We start from the raw sequence: 15,839 nt of genomic DNA on the forward strand, positions 1-15,839 counted from the left end.
AATCGGATCGAACCAAGATGATCAGCCCGGGTTTTGCCCGGGCTGTTCCAAATTCAAAAGCCGTCAAAAAGACGGTGGGGGATGAAATGACATGATCGTCGTCGAGGACTTGCACAAGCACTTCGGCGGGTTCCATGCGGTTGATGGCGCGTCGCTGGAAATCGCTAAGGGCTCCATAACCGGTTTGATCGGGCCAAACGGCGCCGGAAAAACCACTCTTTTCAACGTGATTGCAGGCGTGCTTGAACCGACCTCTGGCCGGGTCACCATGGACGGTGAGGACATCACCGGCCTGCCGCCGCATGAGCTGTTCCACAAGGGGCTGCTGCGGACGTTCCAGATCGCGCATGAATTTGCGTCGATGACCTGCCGCGAGAACCTGATGATGGTGCCAAGTGCGCAGTCGGGTGAGACGCTGTGGAACACCTGGTTCGGCCGCAAGCGCATTGCGGATGAGGAACGCGCGCTGCGGGCCAAGGCAGATGAGGTTCTGGAATTCCTGACCATCAGCCATATCGCCGATCTGAAGGCCGGTCAGGTCTCGGGCGGGCAGAAGAAACTTCTTGAGCTGGGCCGCACCATGATGGTGGACGCCAAGATCGTCTTCCTCGATGAGGTGGGCGCAGGTGTGAACCGGACCCTGCTCTATACCATTGCCGATGCCATCAAGCGCCTCAACGAGGAGCGCGGCTATACCTTCGTCGTGATTGAGCACGACATGGAGTTCATCGGGCGCCTCTGCGACCCGGTTATCTGCATGGCCGAGGGCAAGAAACTGGCTGAAGGCACGCTGGATCAGATCAAGGCCAACGAGCAGGTGATCGAAGCCTATCTCGGCACCGGCCTGAAAAACAAAGATAAACTGGAGGCTGGAGCATGAGCGACAATCCCTACCAGAACGATCACGGCAATCGTGATGCCTCGATCACCAATCCGCATGGTGTCGGAACGATGCAGCCTGCCCACAGCAAAAGCGGCCCCACACGCAAGGTGGACGGTGGTCCCTTTCTGATCGGTGACACGATGACCGGCGGCTACGGCAAAGGGCCGGATATCCTGCACGACTGCACCATTGCCGTCGATAAGGGCGAGATCGCCGTTATCGTTGGCCCCAATGGTGCCGGGAAATCCACCGCGATGAAAGCTGTGTTCGGGATGCTCGATGTCCGCGCAGGTGCCGTGCGTCTGGACGGCGAGGATATCACCCTGCTGACCCCCCAAGACCGGGTGATCAAGGGCATGGGGTTTGTGCCCCAGACCAGCAATATCTTCACCTCGATGACGGTTGAGGAAAACCTGGAAATGGGTGCCTTCATCCGCACCGATGATTTCCGCGATACCATGGAGCAGGTCTATGAGCTGTTTCCGATCCTGCGTGAAAAACGCAACCAGCCGGCGGGCGAACTCTCCGGGGGTCAGCGCCAGCAGGTGGCCGTTGGCCGCGCGCTGATGACCAAGCCGAAGGTTCTGATGCTGGACGAGCCGACAGCAGGTGTGTCGCCCATCGTCATGGACGAGCTGTTCGACCGTATCATCGAGGTGGCCCGCACCGGCCTGCCGATCCTGATGGTCGAACAAAACGCCAAACAAGCGCTTGAGATCGCGGACAAAGGTTACGTTCTGGTACAGGGCCGCAATGCCTACACCGGCACCGGCCAAGAGCTGCTCGCCGATCCCGAAGTGCGCAAATCTTTCTTGGGGGGGTGACCGAGTATGCCTCTACTAAGAAAATCGGCTGTAATAAACCACAGTCGAGCTCTCGTTATCTGTACGGCACTTAGCCCTGCTGCTGCTCTTGCTGACCAAGCTGGGACTAACCTCAGCTGCTACTTGGAACCTAAGTGCACTTCTGTTCTGGAATGCACCACCAACGATGCTGCGGACTGCAAGACGGTTCAAAGGTGTCCGGCCGATCCCATCGAAATGAAGATCACCCTTGCGGTGCTTTCAGAAGATAGGGGTGCCGGTGGCGGTCTGGCTCGTTTCGCTTGGACACAAGGAGACTCGGAAGAGTTTGTTTCACTAGCCCCGTTTCTGGAGCTTGGTTCGTCCATAAGGTTCGCAAGGGTCCCTCCAGCCGACACATCCGTAGACAGCTGGATGATACTCATGAGCGGCGACAATGTCTCACTCGATGAAAAAAGTGCCAGAAGGTATCCCTCCCAAGTGACATATACCGGCACCTGCCAAGAGGATAAATAATGGACTTCCTCAACGCCCTTGTGGCGCTTACAAATTTTGTCGGGGTTCCGGCAATCGCTTACGGCAGTCAACTGGCGCTTGGTGCGCTGGGTGTGACGCTGATTTATTCGGTGCTGCGGTTTTCGAATTTTGCCCATGGCGACACTATGGCCTTCGGCACGATGGTGACCATCATCGTGACCTGGTGGTTGCAGTCGATGGGCATCAGCTTTGGCCCGCTGCCAACTGCGCTGCTGGCGCTGCCGCTTGGCATCGTGAGCTGTATGCTTCTGATGCTGGTCACCGATCGCACCGTTTATCGGTTCTACCGGACACAGAAAGCCAAGCCGGTGATTTTTGTCATGGTGTCGCTGGGCGTCATGTTCATGATGAATGGCCTTGTGCGATTTGTCATCGGGCCGGGCGATCAGCGGTTTGCTGACGGCGAACGCTTTCTGATTTCTGCGCGGGATTTCAAGGCGATGACCGGCCTGAGTGAGGGGCTGGCGATCAAGACCACGCAAGGCATCACCGTGATCACCGCAGTGGTGGTTGTCGCGCTGCTGTTTTGGTTCCTGAACAAGACCCGCACCGGTAAATCCATGCGCGCCTATTCCGACAACGAAGATCTGGCGCTGCTCTCGGGCATCAACCCGGAGCGGGTGGTGATGTATACTTGGCTGATCGTTGCGACCCTCGCGACCATTGCCGGCGTGCTTTATGGTTTGGACAAATCTTTCAAACCCTTCACCTATTTCCAGCTGCTGCTGCCGATCTTTGCCGCCGCTATCGTTGGTGGTCTGGGCAGCCCGGTCGGGGCCATCGCTGGTGGGTTCATCATCGCGTTCTCCGAGGTGACCATCACCTATGCCTGGAAGAAAGTGCTGACCTATGTTGTGCCGGAAACGATGAAGCCTGATGGCCTCGTCCAGCTTCTGAGCACGGATTACAAATTCGCCGTGTCCTTTGCGATCCTTGTGGTCGTGCTTCTGTTCAAGCCCACGGGCCTTTTCAAAGGAAAAGTGGTATGAGCGAGACAGTCAAAACCTCCCTGCTGTTTCTGTTTGTTGGCATTCTGATCCTGCTTGAGGGCAGCACGAACTTTCTGTTTTTCTCCGGATCCTGGAACTCGGCTCTGGTGATCCTCAACATGGGGTTGGTCTCTGCGATCATGGCGATTGGCGTCAATCTTCAGTGGGGCTTTGCCGGTTTGTTCAATGTCGGCATCATGGGCTTCGTGGCGCTTGGTGGTCTGGCCGTTGTGCTGGTCTCTACCGCTCCGACACCGGGCGCGTGGAGCCAGGGCGGTGTCGGGATCATCATGGCACTGGCCATGGGGGCGATGACGCTGGTCGCGGCCGTTGCAACCATGCGGATGGTGCCTGCCGGTAGGCTGCGTATTGCGGTGCTGCTGGCGGTGCTGATCCTCGGCTTTGTGGTGTATCGCGCAATCTTCGATCCGGCGGTTGCCGGGGTCGAGGCGATCAACCCGGCGCTGGAGGGCAACCTAGGCGGGCTGGGTCTGCCGGTGCTTCTGGCCTGGCCTGCGGGCGGTCTGCTGGCGGCCGGCGTTGCCTGGCTGATCGGCAAGACGGCCCTCGGTCTGCGGTCTGATTATCTGGCGATTGCGACGCTTGGCATTGCCGAGATCATCATCTCGGTGCTGAAGAACGAGGACTGGCTGTCGCGCGGCGTGAAAAACGTCGTCGGACTGCCCCGGCCCCTGCCCTATGAGGTCGATCTGCAGAATGATGCGGAGTTTGTCGCCAAGGCGGCGGACTATGGTCTGGATCCGGTTCTGGCCTCCACGCTCTATGTCAAGCTGGGCTACTCGCTGCTGTTCACCGTCGTGCTGCTGGTGCTGCTGTGGATGGCGCAGATGGCATTGAAGAGCCCCTGGGGCCGGATGATGCGCGCCATTCGCGACAATGAGGTGGCAGCCGAGGCGATGGGCAAGGATGTGACCCGCCGCCATCTGCAAATCTTCATCCTTGGCTCTGCGATCTGTGGCATTGCCGGGGCTATGATGACCACGCTCGACAGCCAGCTGACGCCGGGCACGTATAATCCCTTGCGCTTCACCTTCCTGATCTGGGTGATGGTAATTGTCGGTGGCTCAGGCAATAACTTTGGCGCGGTGCTGGGAGGTCTGCTGATCTGGTTCCTGTGGATCAAGGTTGAGCCGATGGGCATCCTGTTGATCGAGACCCTGACCGCAGGCATGGCCGACACCAATGCGCTGAAGGTTCATCTGCTGGAAAGCGCGTCGCATATGCGTCTGCTGACCATGGGGCTGATCCTGCTGCTGGTGCTGCGTTTCAGCCCCCGTGGCCTGATCCCCGAGCGCTGAGGTCGCAGATCCGCGACCGGTCTGACAATCGGACCTATGGGAACGCGAAACGCCGCCCGTGGATATGCTCCCCGGGCGGCGTTTTGTTTTGCTCTGACAGGTCGGGCCGGCTCACCGCCCCTTGAACAGACCGCCGAGGATGCCGCGCACAAGCCGTCGACCTGTGGTTCCTTTCAATTCCTTGATGACCGCCTCGGACATGGCTGAGGCAAAACTGTCGCGTGGTTTTACCCGCCGCGCGGAGGACCGGCTAACCCGGCTGCCTGAATAGCGCCGCCCGGCGTTATATTCGCGTGCCATCGGTTCGGGTGCCGCTTCGGCGTAATCTTCTGCGGCCTCAGCCTCGGCGGCGGCTTTTGCGGCGCGTTCCGCAAGGATTTCATAGGCGGACCGCCGGTCGGTGGTCTGGTCATATTTCCCGGCCATGTCCGAGCTCTGCAAGATTGCCCTGCGGTCCTCAGCGGTGATCGGGCCGAGTTGAGAACTGGGCGGGCGGATCAGCGTGCGCTCAACAACGCCGGGGACACCTTTTTTCTGCAACATCGAGGTGACCGCCTCACCGACGCCGACCTCGCGGATCGCCTCCTCGGTGGAGAACCGTGGATTCTCACGGTAGGTTTCGGCCGCCATGCGCAGGTTTTTCCGGTCGCGCGCGGTAAATGCCCGCAGCGCGTGCTGGATGCGATTGCCAAGCTGGCCAAGGATGTCTTCCGGCACGTCAGCCGGGTTCTGCGTGATGAAATAGATCCCCACCCCCTTGGAGCGGATAAGGCGCGCCACCTGTTCCACCTTGTCTATGAGCGCCTTGGGGGCATCATCAAAGAGCAGATGCGCCTCGTCGAAGAAAAACACCAGCCGGGGCTTTTCAGGATCGCCAACCTCTGGCAGCTCCTCGAACAGCTCGCTCAGCAGCCAGAGCAGGAAAGTTGCGTATAGTCCCGGCGCCGCCATCAGTTTGTCAGCGGCGAGGATATTGACCATGCCACGCCCGTCAGCGGTGCCGCGCATCAGGTCGCTCAGCGCCAAGGCCGGCTCGCCAAAGAGCTGCGCCCCGCCCTGGTTCTCCAGCACCAGCAGCCGCCGCTGGATTGCCCCGATTGAGGCGGTAGAGACATTGCCGTAGCGCAGCGATAGCTGCGCGCGGTTCTCACCCACCCAGACCAGCAGCGCCTGTAGATCCTTCAGGTCCAGCAGCGCCAGACCTTCCTCATCCGCGAGACGGAAGGCGATGTTCAGGATGCCCTCCTGTGCCTCGCTCAGTTCCAACAGCCGCGCCAGCAGCAATGGCCCCATCTCGGCCACGGTCGTCCTGACCGGATGCCCCTGCTCACCGTAGAGATCCCAGAAGGTGACCGGACAGGCATGGTAGCGGTAGTCGTCAAAGCCGATTTTGGTCGCCCGGCTGGTAAAGGCATCGTGTAGCTTATGGTCGGCGCTGCCGGATTTCGCCAGGCCGGACAGATCGCCCTTCACATCCGACAGGATTACCGGCACGCCGGCATTGGAGAAACTCTCGGCGAGGATCTGTAGCGTGACCGTCTTGCCCGTGCCGGTTGCTCCGGCGATCAACCCGTGACGATTGGCATATTTCAGCGCCAGCGCCTGTGGATCGGCATAGGCTTCGCCACCGCCGCCGATAAAGAGTTTGTCCTGCATGATCTGCCCCTGACTGTTGTGATCCCGCGAAAAATGCGATCGGTCTCAAATGAAAATACAAAATTAACCTTTGAATGCGAGAGTGATAATTGCCCGTCGACCATCATGCGGTTGTGTCGGCGGACATTTCCTCCCTGTCAGACTGGGCCGTGCTTCGGGCACGGCCTTTTTTTTGCGCTCGCGGCCGGCCCGTGGCGATCAGCTGCGCCTTGCGGGCAGGTGTTTTATGCATATTGCGCGCGCTATGGGCGTAGGCGTCAATTATTCCACCAACTGCGACATTTTTTTCTCTTTCCATGTTGACCGATGGCCGACCCTTTCGTAACGTCCTCCCAATAACTAAGTCGGCCAGTCCGACGGGGAGAAAAAATACGAAAAAGGGGGCAGTTATGCTCCCTTTTTTGTTTTGTTCCAAGCGCTTCCAGTCGTGACGCGCGATCCGGTCAATTCCCCGCCAGTGAAGCGGGCAAACATGGTTATTGGCCTGACACCGGGGTTCGGCCATGCTACATCGAATCCGACACCACAGGATAGATGAGGCAATCATGATCAAGTCCCTGACCCCGATGACCCTGGCCGCGCTGATGGCGCTGCCGCTGCCGCTGATGGCGCAGGAGACCGCCGGGGCGGCCGAGACCGAAGAGAGCCAGCCCGCCGCAGATGCCACAGCCACGGAGGCACCAAAAGCCGACGAGGTTCTGGATCTTGGCCAGCCCGTACAGGATGGCCCCAAGCTGGGGCAGCGCTATTCCAAAGAAACCCATGGCGATTGGGATCTGGCCTGCGTCAAAACCGAGGAAGAAACCGATCCCTGTTCGCTGTTGCAGATCATGTCCGACGACAGCGGCAATCCGATGGCGGAGTTTTCGCTGTTCCGGATTGATCAGGAAGGCAGCCAGGCTGTCGCCGGTGCGACGGTGATCGTGCCGCTTGAAACCTTGCTGCCGGCCGCGCTGACCATTTCCATCGATGGCGCCCCCGGCAAGCGATATAATTATTCCTTTTGTAGCCCAATGGGCTGCGTCGCCCAGATCGGGCTGACCGAGACCGATATCGCCGCGTTCAAAAAGGGCAAGATCGCCACGCTGAGCCTGCGCCCCGCACCAGCGCCGGATCAGGTGATCAATATGGAGCTGTCGCTCAGCGGATTTACCGCCGGTTACAATGTCGTGGACGTTGTGAAGCAATAAACATCCGGTGCGGCAAACAGAAAGCCGCTGTCCAGAAAACGATCACCGCCGCACCCTGGATCAGGATGCGGCGGTTTTTTTCGGCTCTGCGGCTGGCGATCGCTCAGATCTTGCGCAGGGCAAGCACCGCGTTCAGCCCGCCAAAGGCAAAGGCATTGCTGAGGGCGACGGTCACATTGGCCTGCCGTGCCTCATTCGGAACCACGTCCAGCGCGCATTCCGGATCAGGTTCCTCATAACCGATGGTTGGCGCAACGATACCGTCACGCAAAGCCATGATGCAGGCCAGCAGTTCGACCGCTCCGGTGCCGCCGATCAGATGGCCGTGCATGGATTTGGTCGAGGACATCATCAGATTATCCGCATGGGGCCCAAAGACATCCGCCACGGCCGCGCATTCCGTTTTGTCGTTGGCGGCGGTTCCGGTGCCATGGGCGTTGACGTAGCCGACGTCCTCGGGGTTGACCTTTGCGTCCTGCAGCGCGCCGGCAATGGCGCGCGCGGCGCCCTGTTTGCTGGGCATGACGATATCTGCCGCATCCGAGGACATGGCAAAGCCAATGACCTCGCAGATGATATCGGCGCCGCGGGCGCGGGCGTGATCATAGTTTTCAAAAACGAAGATCCCGGCCCCCTCGCCCTGCACCATGCCGTTGCGGTTGGCGCTGAACGGGCGGCAGGCATCCCGTGACATGACCCGCAGCCCTTCCCAGGCTTTGACCCCGCCAAAGCAGAGCATCGATTCAGATCCACCGGTGACCATCACCGGAGCCATCCCGGAGCGGACCATCTGAAACGCCTGGGCCATGGCATGATTTGAAGAGGCGCAGGCTGTCGAGACGGTAAAGCTCGGCCCCTTCAGATTATGTTCCATCGAGACATGGCTGGCTGCGGCATTGTTCATAAGCTTGGGCACGACAAAGGGGTGGACCCGGTTTTTGCCGTCTTCGTAAACCGAGCGATAATTGTCGTCCCAGGTCGAGACCCCGCCGCCGGCCGTCCCAAGCACCACGCCGGATTTCTGCGACAGCTCGCCGTGAAACTCCAACCCCGACTGCTCAATCGCCTCTTTTGCGGCGGTCAGCGTGAATTGGGTGAAACGATCATAAAGGCTCATCTGTTGCCGGTTGAACCGGCCATCGGCCTCAAACCCGCGCACCTGTCCGCCGATGCGGATCGACAGGCGGTCAACGTCGCGAAAATCGAGTTCTCCGATGCCACAGCGACCTTCGGCCATTGAGGCCAGCGTATCGGCCACCGTATGGCCAAGGGCGTTGATTGTCCCCATGCCAGTGATGACAACCCGGTTCATCTTGTGCCTCCAACCCCGCTGAACATCGTTATTTTTCGGCGATCAGCTTATCAATGCCGACGATGATCGCAGCGACATTGGAGATGTCGAAATCGCTCTTGTCCGGTTCATTTGCGTTGAAGGGGATGGTGATGTCGAACTCTTCCTCAATGGCAAAGATACTCTCGACAAGGCCAAGGCTATCGATACCGAGGTCTTCCAATGTGCTGTCGAGTGTCACATCCGATGGTTCCAGCACAGCCTGTTCGGCGATGATGGCGATGACCTTGTCCTGCGTGCTCATGAGGGATCCCTGATCAGTGGTATTTTGCGTCATGTAAGTGGTGCGCCGTTATTTGAAAACCGCCTTCTTCAGCGCCTCGATGTCGCGCATCAGACGGCCCAGACGCCGCTGCCCCTTATACATCTCGGTATGTGTCTCCATTTTGACAGCGGGATAGCCCATCACCACACGGCCTGCGGGCACGTTTGACAGGATCTTGGTTCCGCCCCCGGCAATCACCCCGTCACCGATAAAGATATTGTCGGCAACCCCGGTCTGACCGCCCAGAACCACGTTGTTGCCAATATCGACGGAGCCTGAAATCCCGGTCTGACCACAAAGCAGACAGTCCCGGCCGACACGGGTGTTATGGCCAATATGAACGAGGTTATCGAGCTTGCTGCCGCTGCCGATCACGGTGTTGCGGATGGTGCCATTATCAATGGTGCAATTGGTGCCGAGTTCGACGTCATCGCCAATCTCGACTGCGCCGAGCGAATGGATCCGCAGCCAGCTCTGCGCCTTGCTATCGCCTTGATCGCCCATGGTTTTGCGCGCGGTTTCCACGCCGGAGACCTCCGGTGTCACATAGGAAAACCCGTCGCCGCCAATCCGTGCGCCGGGCTGGGCGCGAAAGCGATCACCGATGGTGGCACGGGCGCCAATGCTGACAGCTTCGCGCAGCTGCGCCTCGGTGCCGATGGTGACATCCGCCCCGATGTAGCACTGCGGGCCAATCACTGACCCTGCGCCGATCCGCGCACCCGCGGCGATCACCGCCAGAGGGCCGACGGAGACATTCTCGCCCAGTTCTGCGGAGGGGTCGATCACAGCGCTGGGGTGAATTCCATCGCCAAAGCCCTGTCCCTGGTCCAGCAGCCGGGTCACACCGCCCATCGCGAGGCGCGGGCGCGGGGCAAAGATGGCGGCCTTCAGCCCCATTGCCTGCCAGTCGGCGCCCTCCCAGACCAATCCGACGCGGGCGCTGCCTTCGTTCAGGGTTTCGGCGTATTTCGGGGCCATGGCCATGGCCAGATCATCGGGGCCTGCATCCTGCGGTTCAGCGGCGCGCTGCACCATCAGGTCCAGATCTCCTGCGGCCTCTGCCTGAAGAGAGGCGGCGATTTCGCGGACTGTAAACATGTCGGGCCCTTCCGGTCTGTTGCCTTTGGGCCCGAGGATTACCCTTGTACGCCCGGCAACACCACCCCTGCCCGTTCCAACGCGGCCCATACCTTGGCGTCACGACCGTAGATGTCGCGACGGTATTCGGGCTGCCCTTTTGAGGACACAAAGGCGGTCCGATAGATGATATGCACCGGAACCTTCTGATCAAGGACCACCTTGGTCTCCTTGCCGCTGTTCAGAATACGGTGAAAGAAATCCTTTGGGTTCTCAGTCTGGCGAGCCAGCAAAGCGTAAGCGAATTCAAATGGTTGCGCGAGCCGGATGCAGCCATGCGAGAAGGCGCGGACCTCACGCTGGAACAGGCTCTTCTGCGGTGTGTCATGCAGATAGATATTGTATTTGTTCGGGAACATGAACTTCACCAGCCCCAGCGCGTTCTTGCTGCTGGGCGGCTGGCGCATGGCAAAGGGGAAGGTGCGCGCGGTATATTTGGAGAAATCAGCGGTTGCGCGATTCACCTTGCGGCCCCGACTGTCGGTGATTTCGATATGGCTCACCGCGTTTGGGTTGCTGCGCAGCTTGGGCAGATATTCCTTGGTCACGATGGACCGGGGCACGTACCAGCTGGGATTGATCACCATATGCTCCATCTCGTCAGAGAATTCCGGCGAGCGTCGGTCGGCATTGTCCTTGCCGATGACAGAGCGGGTCACAAAGGTCACTTCGCCATTGTCGATGATCTTTGCGGTGAAATCGGTCTGATTGACCAGAATATGACGGTTGCCGCGATCCGGGGTCAGCCAGCGTTCGCGCTCCATCGCTACCAGAACGGATTTGAGCCGGTCCGAAACCGGTTTGTTGATTTCCGCGATTGTCCCGCCACCGGCGACCCCATCGGCGGTCAGCCCGTGATCGGATTGGAACGCCTGCACGGCCTGCTCCAGCGCGCCATCATAGCTGCGCGCTGCGCTGCGTGGCAGATACCCCATCGCAATAAGACGATTGCGCAGGGCAATCACCGCCGGGCCATTGTCGCCACGTTCCAGTTTCTGTGCCGCAACCCGTGGGCCCCAGCCGCCGGCCGCCTGCAGCTTTTCCAGTCGCATCTTCTCACGCAGCAGCGCCTGATACTGGGCGCTTTGCGGCGCCAGGCTGCGCAGATAGGCCACAGGAGACTGATCACGGATCCCGATCAGATAGGCGGCGAAATCCGGTCGGTGTTTCTCGCGGACGATACCGTCGTCGATCCGGCGCGGTTCAAGCAGACCTGTTTGCAGGTCGCTGGCATAGCCCACCAGCGCGCGGCTCATCGCGACTTCGGCACGACCGAGGTCACGGGTGGTCCGAACCTGGCTCAACAGCTCCATCAGTGCATCTATTTCGGCGCTGCGATCCGGAAGCCCGTGAACCGGGGCCTCCTGCAGGGCGCGAAACAGCGCTGCGCGCCGGATGCGCGCGGCATCATCGCTGCCGGTCCAGATCGCAGCATAGCCCGTTTCGCGGTAAAACGCGGCAACCGGGTCGCTCGCTGAGGCCGCTTCGGCAACCGCCTGTTTGAACGCCGTCACCTCTGCCCTGGCACCGGAGGGCATGGCAAGGGCAACCCCACCCAGTGCAAGTGCAAAAACTCCCGCCTTCAGCGTCGGGCCAACGGTCGAAATGGCACGGGTCATCAACACAGGCGACATATGGGTACGGTCCTCAAATGAATTGCTTTTCACAGTCTGCAGTTGCCTACATGAAATCCTGGTGAACGCCAGCCCCCGCTGTCCATTCACATTTTAAACAGCGCAAACAGGCAACAGGCACCTGCGTCTTATCGGTCTCAATTACCGCCACTCGGGCCGTGATCGCCACGACACATTGAGGGGAAATTAACCATTTATTTCCCTTTTGCGCAAAAAATTGCCGAAAATCACAGTTCATGTCGAGCTGCAACATTCAAAACTTGGCGCGCGATTCTGTATGTGCAATACAGTTCTCGCGTGGAAACAGGACCACACCCTGTCCGTAACATCGGGCACAGGCAGAGACATCAGGCGTACGGGACAGCGCAGTGACAATGGCTAAAACTGAAAAATCGGGTTTCTCCCGTCGTGCTCTATTGGGTGCGTTCGCAGCAACAACCATGGTCGCCGCTCCGACCTTCTCCAATGCAGCGGGCTTCCTGCGCGGCGCAGGTGATATCCGGCGGATCCGGATGTACTCAGGCCGCACCGGTGAGCGGATCGACATGGTGTATTGGATCGACGGCAAATACATCAAAGATGCAATCAAGGAAGTGAACCACTTCATGCGCGACTGGCGCAACGATCAGGTCAAGGAAATCGACCTGCGTACGATCGACATCATGGCCGCCTCCCACAATCTTCTTGATGTGAATGAGCCCTATATGATGCTGTCGGGCTACCGCAGCCCGAAAACCAACGCGATGCTGCGCAGCCGCTCGCGCGGGGTTGCGAAGAACTCGCTTCACATGCGGGGTCAGGCCGCTGACCTGCGGCTCTCCTCGCGCTCCGTATCGCAGATGGCGAAAGCCGCAATGGCCTGCCGTGCCGGTGGCGTTGGCAAATACAGCGGCTCGAATTTCGTTCATATGGACTGCGGTGTTGTCCGCAGCTGGAACGGCTAAACAGCCTGCCCCGCCTGTTCTCTTGTCCCGAGCCTTTGCAAGCCCATGTTGCCCGACAACATGGGTTTTTTGCTGTGCTCTGACGTCTGAATTCAGCGAGTTTCCCGCGCGCACCATAGTCTGTCCAATGTCCATACTCTGCATAATCATACAGATCACAAACGCCTGAATTGAATTATGGTTCCCATGTTTTTTGCCATTGCAGAGCCACCGCGCGGCAGCTATACGACGCATATAGGCACCTGTAGCTCAGCTGGATAGAGCGCTGCCCTCCGAAGGCAGAGGCCAGAGGTTCGAATCCTCTCAGGTGCGCCATAAAATCAATCACTTAGAATGTCATGAGATTTGCGGTTTTTGTTACTAGTAACAGAAACTAGGCTATTTCACATATTTTGGCCTATTGGAATCGCTAGTCGGACCCTCGCTCAGCCCATTGCCTTTGTTGCGCTTTCTCCGCTCCCAAGACGCATCATCAGTCCAGCCAATGCGTATGTCTTCAATCTGCCCCAGGCGCCCGCAAACTGTACATCGCACGCGGGCACAAACAGGGGCAGGATCAGCCCTATAAGACACCTCTATTGTCCCGACATGGCCGCAGACACACCACATATGCATTACGTGCGGCACCTCAACGCCTCCATTAGCCGTGAGGAACATTACGGGAACAAATTGCAAAATTCAAGTATCGGTCTATCGTGTCTCACAGCACCCGGTAGGCTAGAGGTACAAACTTCATGTGTGGAAGATTGGGCAGGCCAGACCTTACATGGCGACAGCTATATGAGTTGGAGCGCCGCTTTCTCGGCCCGCCTATACCGGTGCGCGATCCTAATGCTGTTGAGCTATCTGCGAGCTGGAATGTAAAGCCTACTCAGCTGGTGGATATCGCTTATCTGAATGGAGAGCAGCTGTTCAGTACGACGGCCCGCTGGTGGTTCGTGCCTAGCTGGCATCGCGGTGATGTAAAGGACTGGAAGCGCACCACCTTCAACGCGAAGATCGAGACAGCGGCCAGTCTGCCGAGTTTCCGCAATGCGTGGCGTTCACAGCGATGCATCATCCCGGCAGCAGGCTACTACGAATGGACCGGACCAAAGGGCAATAAACAACCCTGGTGGATCACGACCGATAGCAACGCCCCTGCCCTGTTCTTTGCCGGGCTCTATTCGCGCCCGAGAGATGACCTGCACACGTGCACTATTCTGACGCGATCGGCGTTGCCCCAGATCAGCGAGATACACGCACGCTCCCCGGTGATCCTTGCGGATGATCAGATCGACCCTTGGCTCTCAGCGGCCCCAGAGACCGACGAAGCACAGAAACTAGGGCTAGCCTGGAACGACCGAATGAGAGCGCATAAAGTTGCCCCCTTTGGGCGCGATGACGATGGGCCGGAACTGATCGAGCCATTTGGTGAGTTTTTCTCGCACTGCCACTAGTTAGATAAAAAGTGACAGAAGCTACGACCGTCAATACTGTGATCTCAGTTTCAGTAATCTTGGGGGGACTTCAAATGCCGGTGACGGTAACTAGAACGAACGCAGGATACCTATTGGAGGATCTTACAGGTGGTCCCGGAGTTGACTGGTTAATTTTAGACTACCATAGTGACTATCTCGGATTCACCCCTAGAACAGTACAATTTCACGCACAAACAGACACTTCGGTTGCAGTCACATTCCAAAACACCACGCTGCACAGCGCGTTTTTTGATGTCGACGGATTTGAAAAATACTCAATCACTGGAACGGTCGGGCGCGACATCCTTCACGGTGGTCAGCTGCAGGATGTGTTCATAGGAAAACGAGAGGCCGATTCCCTCTTCGGATATGGGGGGAACGACCGGCTCTACGGTGGCTCAGGAGATGACAACCTGCGCGGCGGAAGCGGTAGAGATCGACTAGAAGGCGGCTATGGCAACGATCAACTGAGCGGCGGCAAAGGGCACGACCTGCTCATCGGGGGACGGGGCGACGATGTTTTTCGTGGCGGAATAGGTAACGACACTCAGCGCGGCGGTCGCGGAGACGACTCCTTCTGGACCGGAAAAAGCACTGATGCTGGGCGGCATGATGGAAACGATCTATTCTGGGGAGGGAGCGGATCAGACAACTTCATCTTCTTCAATGACTTCGGACGTGACGTCATTCGCGACTTCGACGCGAATTTCGACAGGCTATCCCTAAATTTGGAACTTTGGAATTTCCAGCCTCTTTCGCCTGAGCAATTGGTGGACAGATTTGCGAGTTTCCAAGATGATCGAGTGGTGTTTGACTTTGACGATCCGCTGCGCGTTAACAACGCAGACTCCATCGAGATAATTGTCATTCTGGGCTCATTCACTACAGATGAAATCGCGGACTCGATTGTATTTTGGTAGGAATGATGCCTCCACGCACAGTTTTGATCAGCCCTCGTAATCGACCAGCGTAACGGGATACCAAAACTGTCAGAGCTTTCAGAGGTGCAGCCACGCCCGCGCTTCCCCAGACAGGTTTGAGAACTGGCCGTGCGTAGGTCAGATCTCCAAGTCGATCAGCCGTCAGCACAAAGCGAGCCGAGCGCTGCAATTCAATCGTCTAACGGCCCATCGTGATGATCGATAACGCTGACAATTAGCGACAGCGCTTGGATGCATTCATCAGAGCGTATTGCGTCCTTCCAATGCAGCGCAAAACCCGTATATCCTGGAACGATATCCGCTAGCCCTGTAAGGCGAAAACCGGCGGGATTTTTAGAAATTTGATCAGTAATGGAAAGCTCAACGCACTGTATGGGTTCGTAATAATCCAGATAGATTTCTCTACTTAGCGCAACATTCTGCTGAAACCCGCGATGAGCTACAGATCGGTAGGTTATACCAACCTTCCCCGTCGTATGAATGTGGTCCTCAAGCGGATCCCATCCATTGGTATAAAGTTCTGCAAATGCTGCAGTTAGCTTATATCTATAAGAGAAATCATCTCCTACTTTCTCAGTGAATTTCTCCAAAAAAAAGCGATAATAGTCCTTTTGCTCCGGGGAGAACCTTGTATTGAGGCTCCACATTCGACGACTTCCAAGGGCACCGAAAACAGATAGTGGCCGACGCAGACGCCAAACCGACAAATAAACTGTCTGTCCAGCAC

Annotated in this window: 14 protein-coding genes and 1 tRNA gene; 9 read left to right on the forward strand and 6 right to left on the reverse strand. The window is 58.1% G+C overall.

Going from position 1 to position 15,839, the window contains the following annotated elements:
• Positions 1-91: 91 nt before the first annotated feature.
• The 4 genes from VXL81_RS05505 to VXL81_RS05520 all read left to right on the forward strand — a co-directional run bounded on the left by VXL81_RS05505 (position 92) and on the right by VXL81_RS05520 (position 4,531).
• Positions 92-880 carry an ABC transporter ATP-binding protein gene (locus VXL81_RS05505; protein ID WP_340545586.1) on the forward strand — a complete coding sequence of 263 codons (789 nt, stop codon included), beginning with the start codon at positions 92-94 and terminating at the stop codon, positions 878-880.
• Complete coding sequence (locus VXL81_RS05510; RefSeq protein ID WP_340545587.1) at positions 877-1,707, forward strand: ABC transporter ATP-binding protein; 831 nt, start codon at positions 877-879, stop codon at positions 1,705-1,707. Before VXL81_RS05505 ends, VXL81_RS05510 begins: the two co-directional genes overlap by 4 nt.
• A 494-nt stretch (positions 1,708-2,201) precedes the next feature.
• Positions 2,202-3,212, forward strand: a complete 1,011-nt coding sequence (locus VXL81_RS05515) for a branched-chain amino acid ABC transporter permease (RefSeq protein WP_416553215.1) — start codon at positions 2,202-2,204, stop codon at positions 3,210-3,212.
• Positions 3,209-4,531: an ABC transporter permease subunit gene (locus VXL81_RS05520; RefSeq protein ID WP_416553217.1), complete on the forward strand. Its 1,323-nt coding sequence runs from the start codon at positions 3,209-3,211 to the stop codon at positions 4,529-4,531. The genes VXL81_RS05515 and VXL81_RS05520 overlap by 4 nt, the downstream gene beginning before the upstream one ends.
• 111 nt (positions 4,532-4,642) lie before the next feature.
• Here VXL81_RS05520 and VXL81_RS05525 read toward each other — a convergent pair whose 3' ends face one another.
• Positions 4,643-6,187, reverse strand: coding sequence for a helicase HerA-like domain-containing protein (locus VXL81_RS05525; protein ID WP_416534926.1), 1,545 nt, complete (start codon positions 6,185-6,187; stop codon positions 4,643-4,645).
• A gap of 545 nt (positions 6,188-6,732) precedes the next feature.
• On the opposite strand from VXL81_RS05525, the gene VXL81_RS05530 reads away from it, so the two are divergent.
• Positions 6,733-7,377 carry an invasion associated locus B family protein gene (locus tag VXL81_RS05530; RefSeq protein WP_340545591.1) on the forward strand — a complete coding sequence of 215 codons (645 nt, stop codon included), beginning with the start codon at positions 6,733-6,735 and terminating at the stop codon, positions 7,375-7,377.
• Between the two features lie 103 nt (positions 7,378-7,480).
• Here VXL81_RS05530 and VXL81_RS05535 read toward each other — a convergent pair whose 3' ends face one another.
• From VXL81_RS05535 to VXL81_RS05550, 4 genes are read right to left on the reverse strand one after another with little or no spacing between them, the layout of a single operon-like run.
• Positions 7,481-8,689: a beta-ketoacyl-[acyl-carrier-protein] synthase family protein gene (locus tag VXL81_RS05535; RefSeq protein WP_416553219.1), complete on the reverse strand. Its 1,209-nt coding sequence runs from the start codon at positions 8,687-8,689 to the stop codon at positions 7,481-7,483.
• Between the two features lie 28 nt (positions 8,690-8,717).
• Positions 8,718-8,972, reverse strand: coding sequence for an acyl carrier protein (locus VXL81_RS05540; RefSeq protein ID WP_340545593.1), 255 nt, complete (start codon positions 8,970-8,972; stop codon positions 8,718-8,720).
• Between the two features lie 48 nt (positions 8,973-9,020).
• A complete protein-coding gene (lpxD, locus tag VXL81_RS05545; RefSeq protein WP_416553221.1) occupies positions 9,021-10,094 on the reverse strand; it encodes a UDP-3-O-(3-hydroxymyristoyl)glucosamine N-acyltransferase in 1,074 nt (357 codons plus the stop codon).
• Between the two features lie 38 nt (positions 10,095-10,132).
• Positions 10,133-11,767, reverse strand: a complete 1,635-nt coding sequence (locus VXL81_RS05550) for a L,D-transpeptidase family protein (protein WP_416553223.1) — start codon at positions 11,765-11,767, stop codon at positions 10,133-10,135.
• A 374-nt stretch (positions 11,768-12,141) separates the two neighbouring features.
• Between VXL81_RS05550 and VXL81_RS05555 the strand changes: the two genes are divergently transcribed.
• The 4 genes from VXL81_RS05555 (at position 12,142) to VXL81_RS05570 (ending at position 15,091) form a co-directional block, all read left to right on the forward strand.
• Positions 12,142-12,711 (forward strand): YcbK family protein, encoded by a 570-nt coding sequence (locus VXL81_RS05555; RefSeq protein WP_340545596.1) that lies wholly within the window; start codon positions 12,142-12,144, stop codon positions 12,709-12,711.
• A gap of 238 nt (positions 12,712-12,949) precedes the next feature.
• Positions 12,950-13,026 (forward strand) — tRNA-Arg (locus VXL81_RS05560).
• Positions 13,027-13,445: 419 nt separating this feature from the next.
• Complete coding sequence (locus VXL81_RS05565) at positions 13,446-14,150, forward strand: SOS response-associated peptidase (protein WP_416553225.1); 705 nt, start codon at positions 13,446-13,448, stop codon at positions 14,148-14,150.
• A 113-nt stretch (positions 14,151-14,263) separates the two neighbouring features.
• On the forward strand, positions 14,264-15,091 hold the full coding sequence (locus tag VXL81_RS05570) for a calcium-binding protein (RefSeq protein ID WP_416553227.1): 828 nt from the start codon (positions 14,264-14,266) through the stop codon (positions 15,089-15,091).
• A gap of 191 nt (positions 15,092-15,282) precedes the next feature.
• Here VXL81_RS05570 and VXL81_RS05575 read toward each other — a convergent pair.
• Positions 15,283-15,839, reverse strand: a 557-nt coding sequence (locus VXL81_RS05575) for a hypothetical protein (RefSeq protein ID WP_416553229.1), incomplete at its 5' end; no start/stop codon positions are given.

This window comes from Phaeobacter sp. JH204B, from assembly GCF_048055755.1.
GTDB classification, from domain to species: Bacteria; Pseudomonadota; Alphaproteobacteria; order Rhodobacterales; family Rhodobacteraceae; genus Phaeobacter; species Phaeobacter bryozoorum.

What these genes read in the sequence shown, in the direction of transcription:
- VXL81_RS05555 (WP_340545596.1), top strand. Translation starts at nt 12,142, where the DNA reads ATGGCTAAAACTGAAAAATCGGGTTTCTCCCGTCGTGCTCTATTGGGT.
- VXL81_RS05505 (WP_340545586.1), top strand. Translation starts at nt 92, where the DNA reads ATGATCGTCGTCGAGGACTTGCACAAGCACTTCGGCGGGTTCCATGCG.
- VXL81_RS05520 (WP_416553217.1), top strand. Translation starts at nt 3,209, where the DNA reads ATGAGCGAGACAGTCAAAACCTCCCTGCTGTTTCTGTTTGTTGGCATT.
- VXL81_RS05535 (WP_416553219.1), bottom strand. Translation starts at nt 8,689, where the DNA reads ATGAACCGGGTTGTCATCACTGGCATGGGGACAATCAACGCCCTTGGC.
- VXL81_RS05530 (WP_340545591.1), top strand. Translation starts at nt 6,733, where the DNA reads ATGATCAAGTCCCTGACCCCGATGACCCTGGCCGCGCTGATGGCGCTG.
- VXL81_RS05550 (WP_416553223.1), bottom strand. Translation starts at nt 11,767, where the DNA reads ATGTCGCCTGTGTTGATGACCCGTGCCATTTCGACCGTTGGCCCGACG.
- VXL81_RS05510 (WP_340545587.1), top strand. Translation starts at nt 877, where the DNA reads ATGAGCGACAATCCCTACCAGAACGATCACGGCAATCGTGATGCCTCG.
- VXL81_RS05515 (WP_416553215.1), top strand. Translation starts at nt 2,202, where the DNA reads ATGGACTTCCTCAACGCCCTTGTGGCGCTTACAAATTTTGTCGGGGTT.
- VXL81_RS05525 (WP_416534926.1), bottom strand. Translation starts at nt 6,187, where the DNA reads ATGCAGGACAAACTCTTTATCGGCGGCGGTGGCGAAGCCTATGCCGAT.
- VXL81_RS05565 (WP_416553225.1), top strand. Translation starts at nt 13,446, where the DNA reads ATGTGTGGAAGATTGGGCAGGCCAGACCTTACATGGCGACAGCTATAT.
- VXL81_RS05540 (WP_340545593.1), bottom strand. Translation starts at nt 8,972, where the DNA reads ATGAGCACGCAGGACAAGGTCATCGCCATCATCGCCGAACAGGCTGTG.
- lpxD (WP_416553221.1), bottom strand. Translation starts at nt 10,094, where the DNA reads ATGTTTACAGTCCGCGAAATCGCCGCCTCTCTTCAGGCAGAGGCCGCA.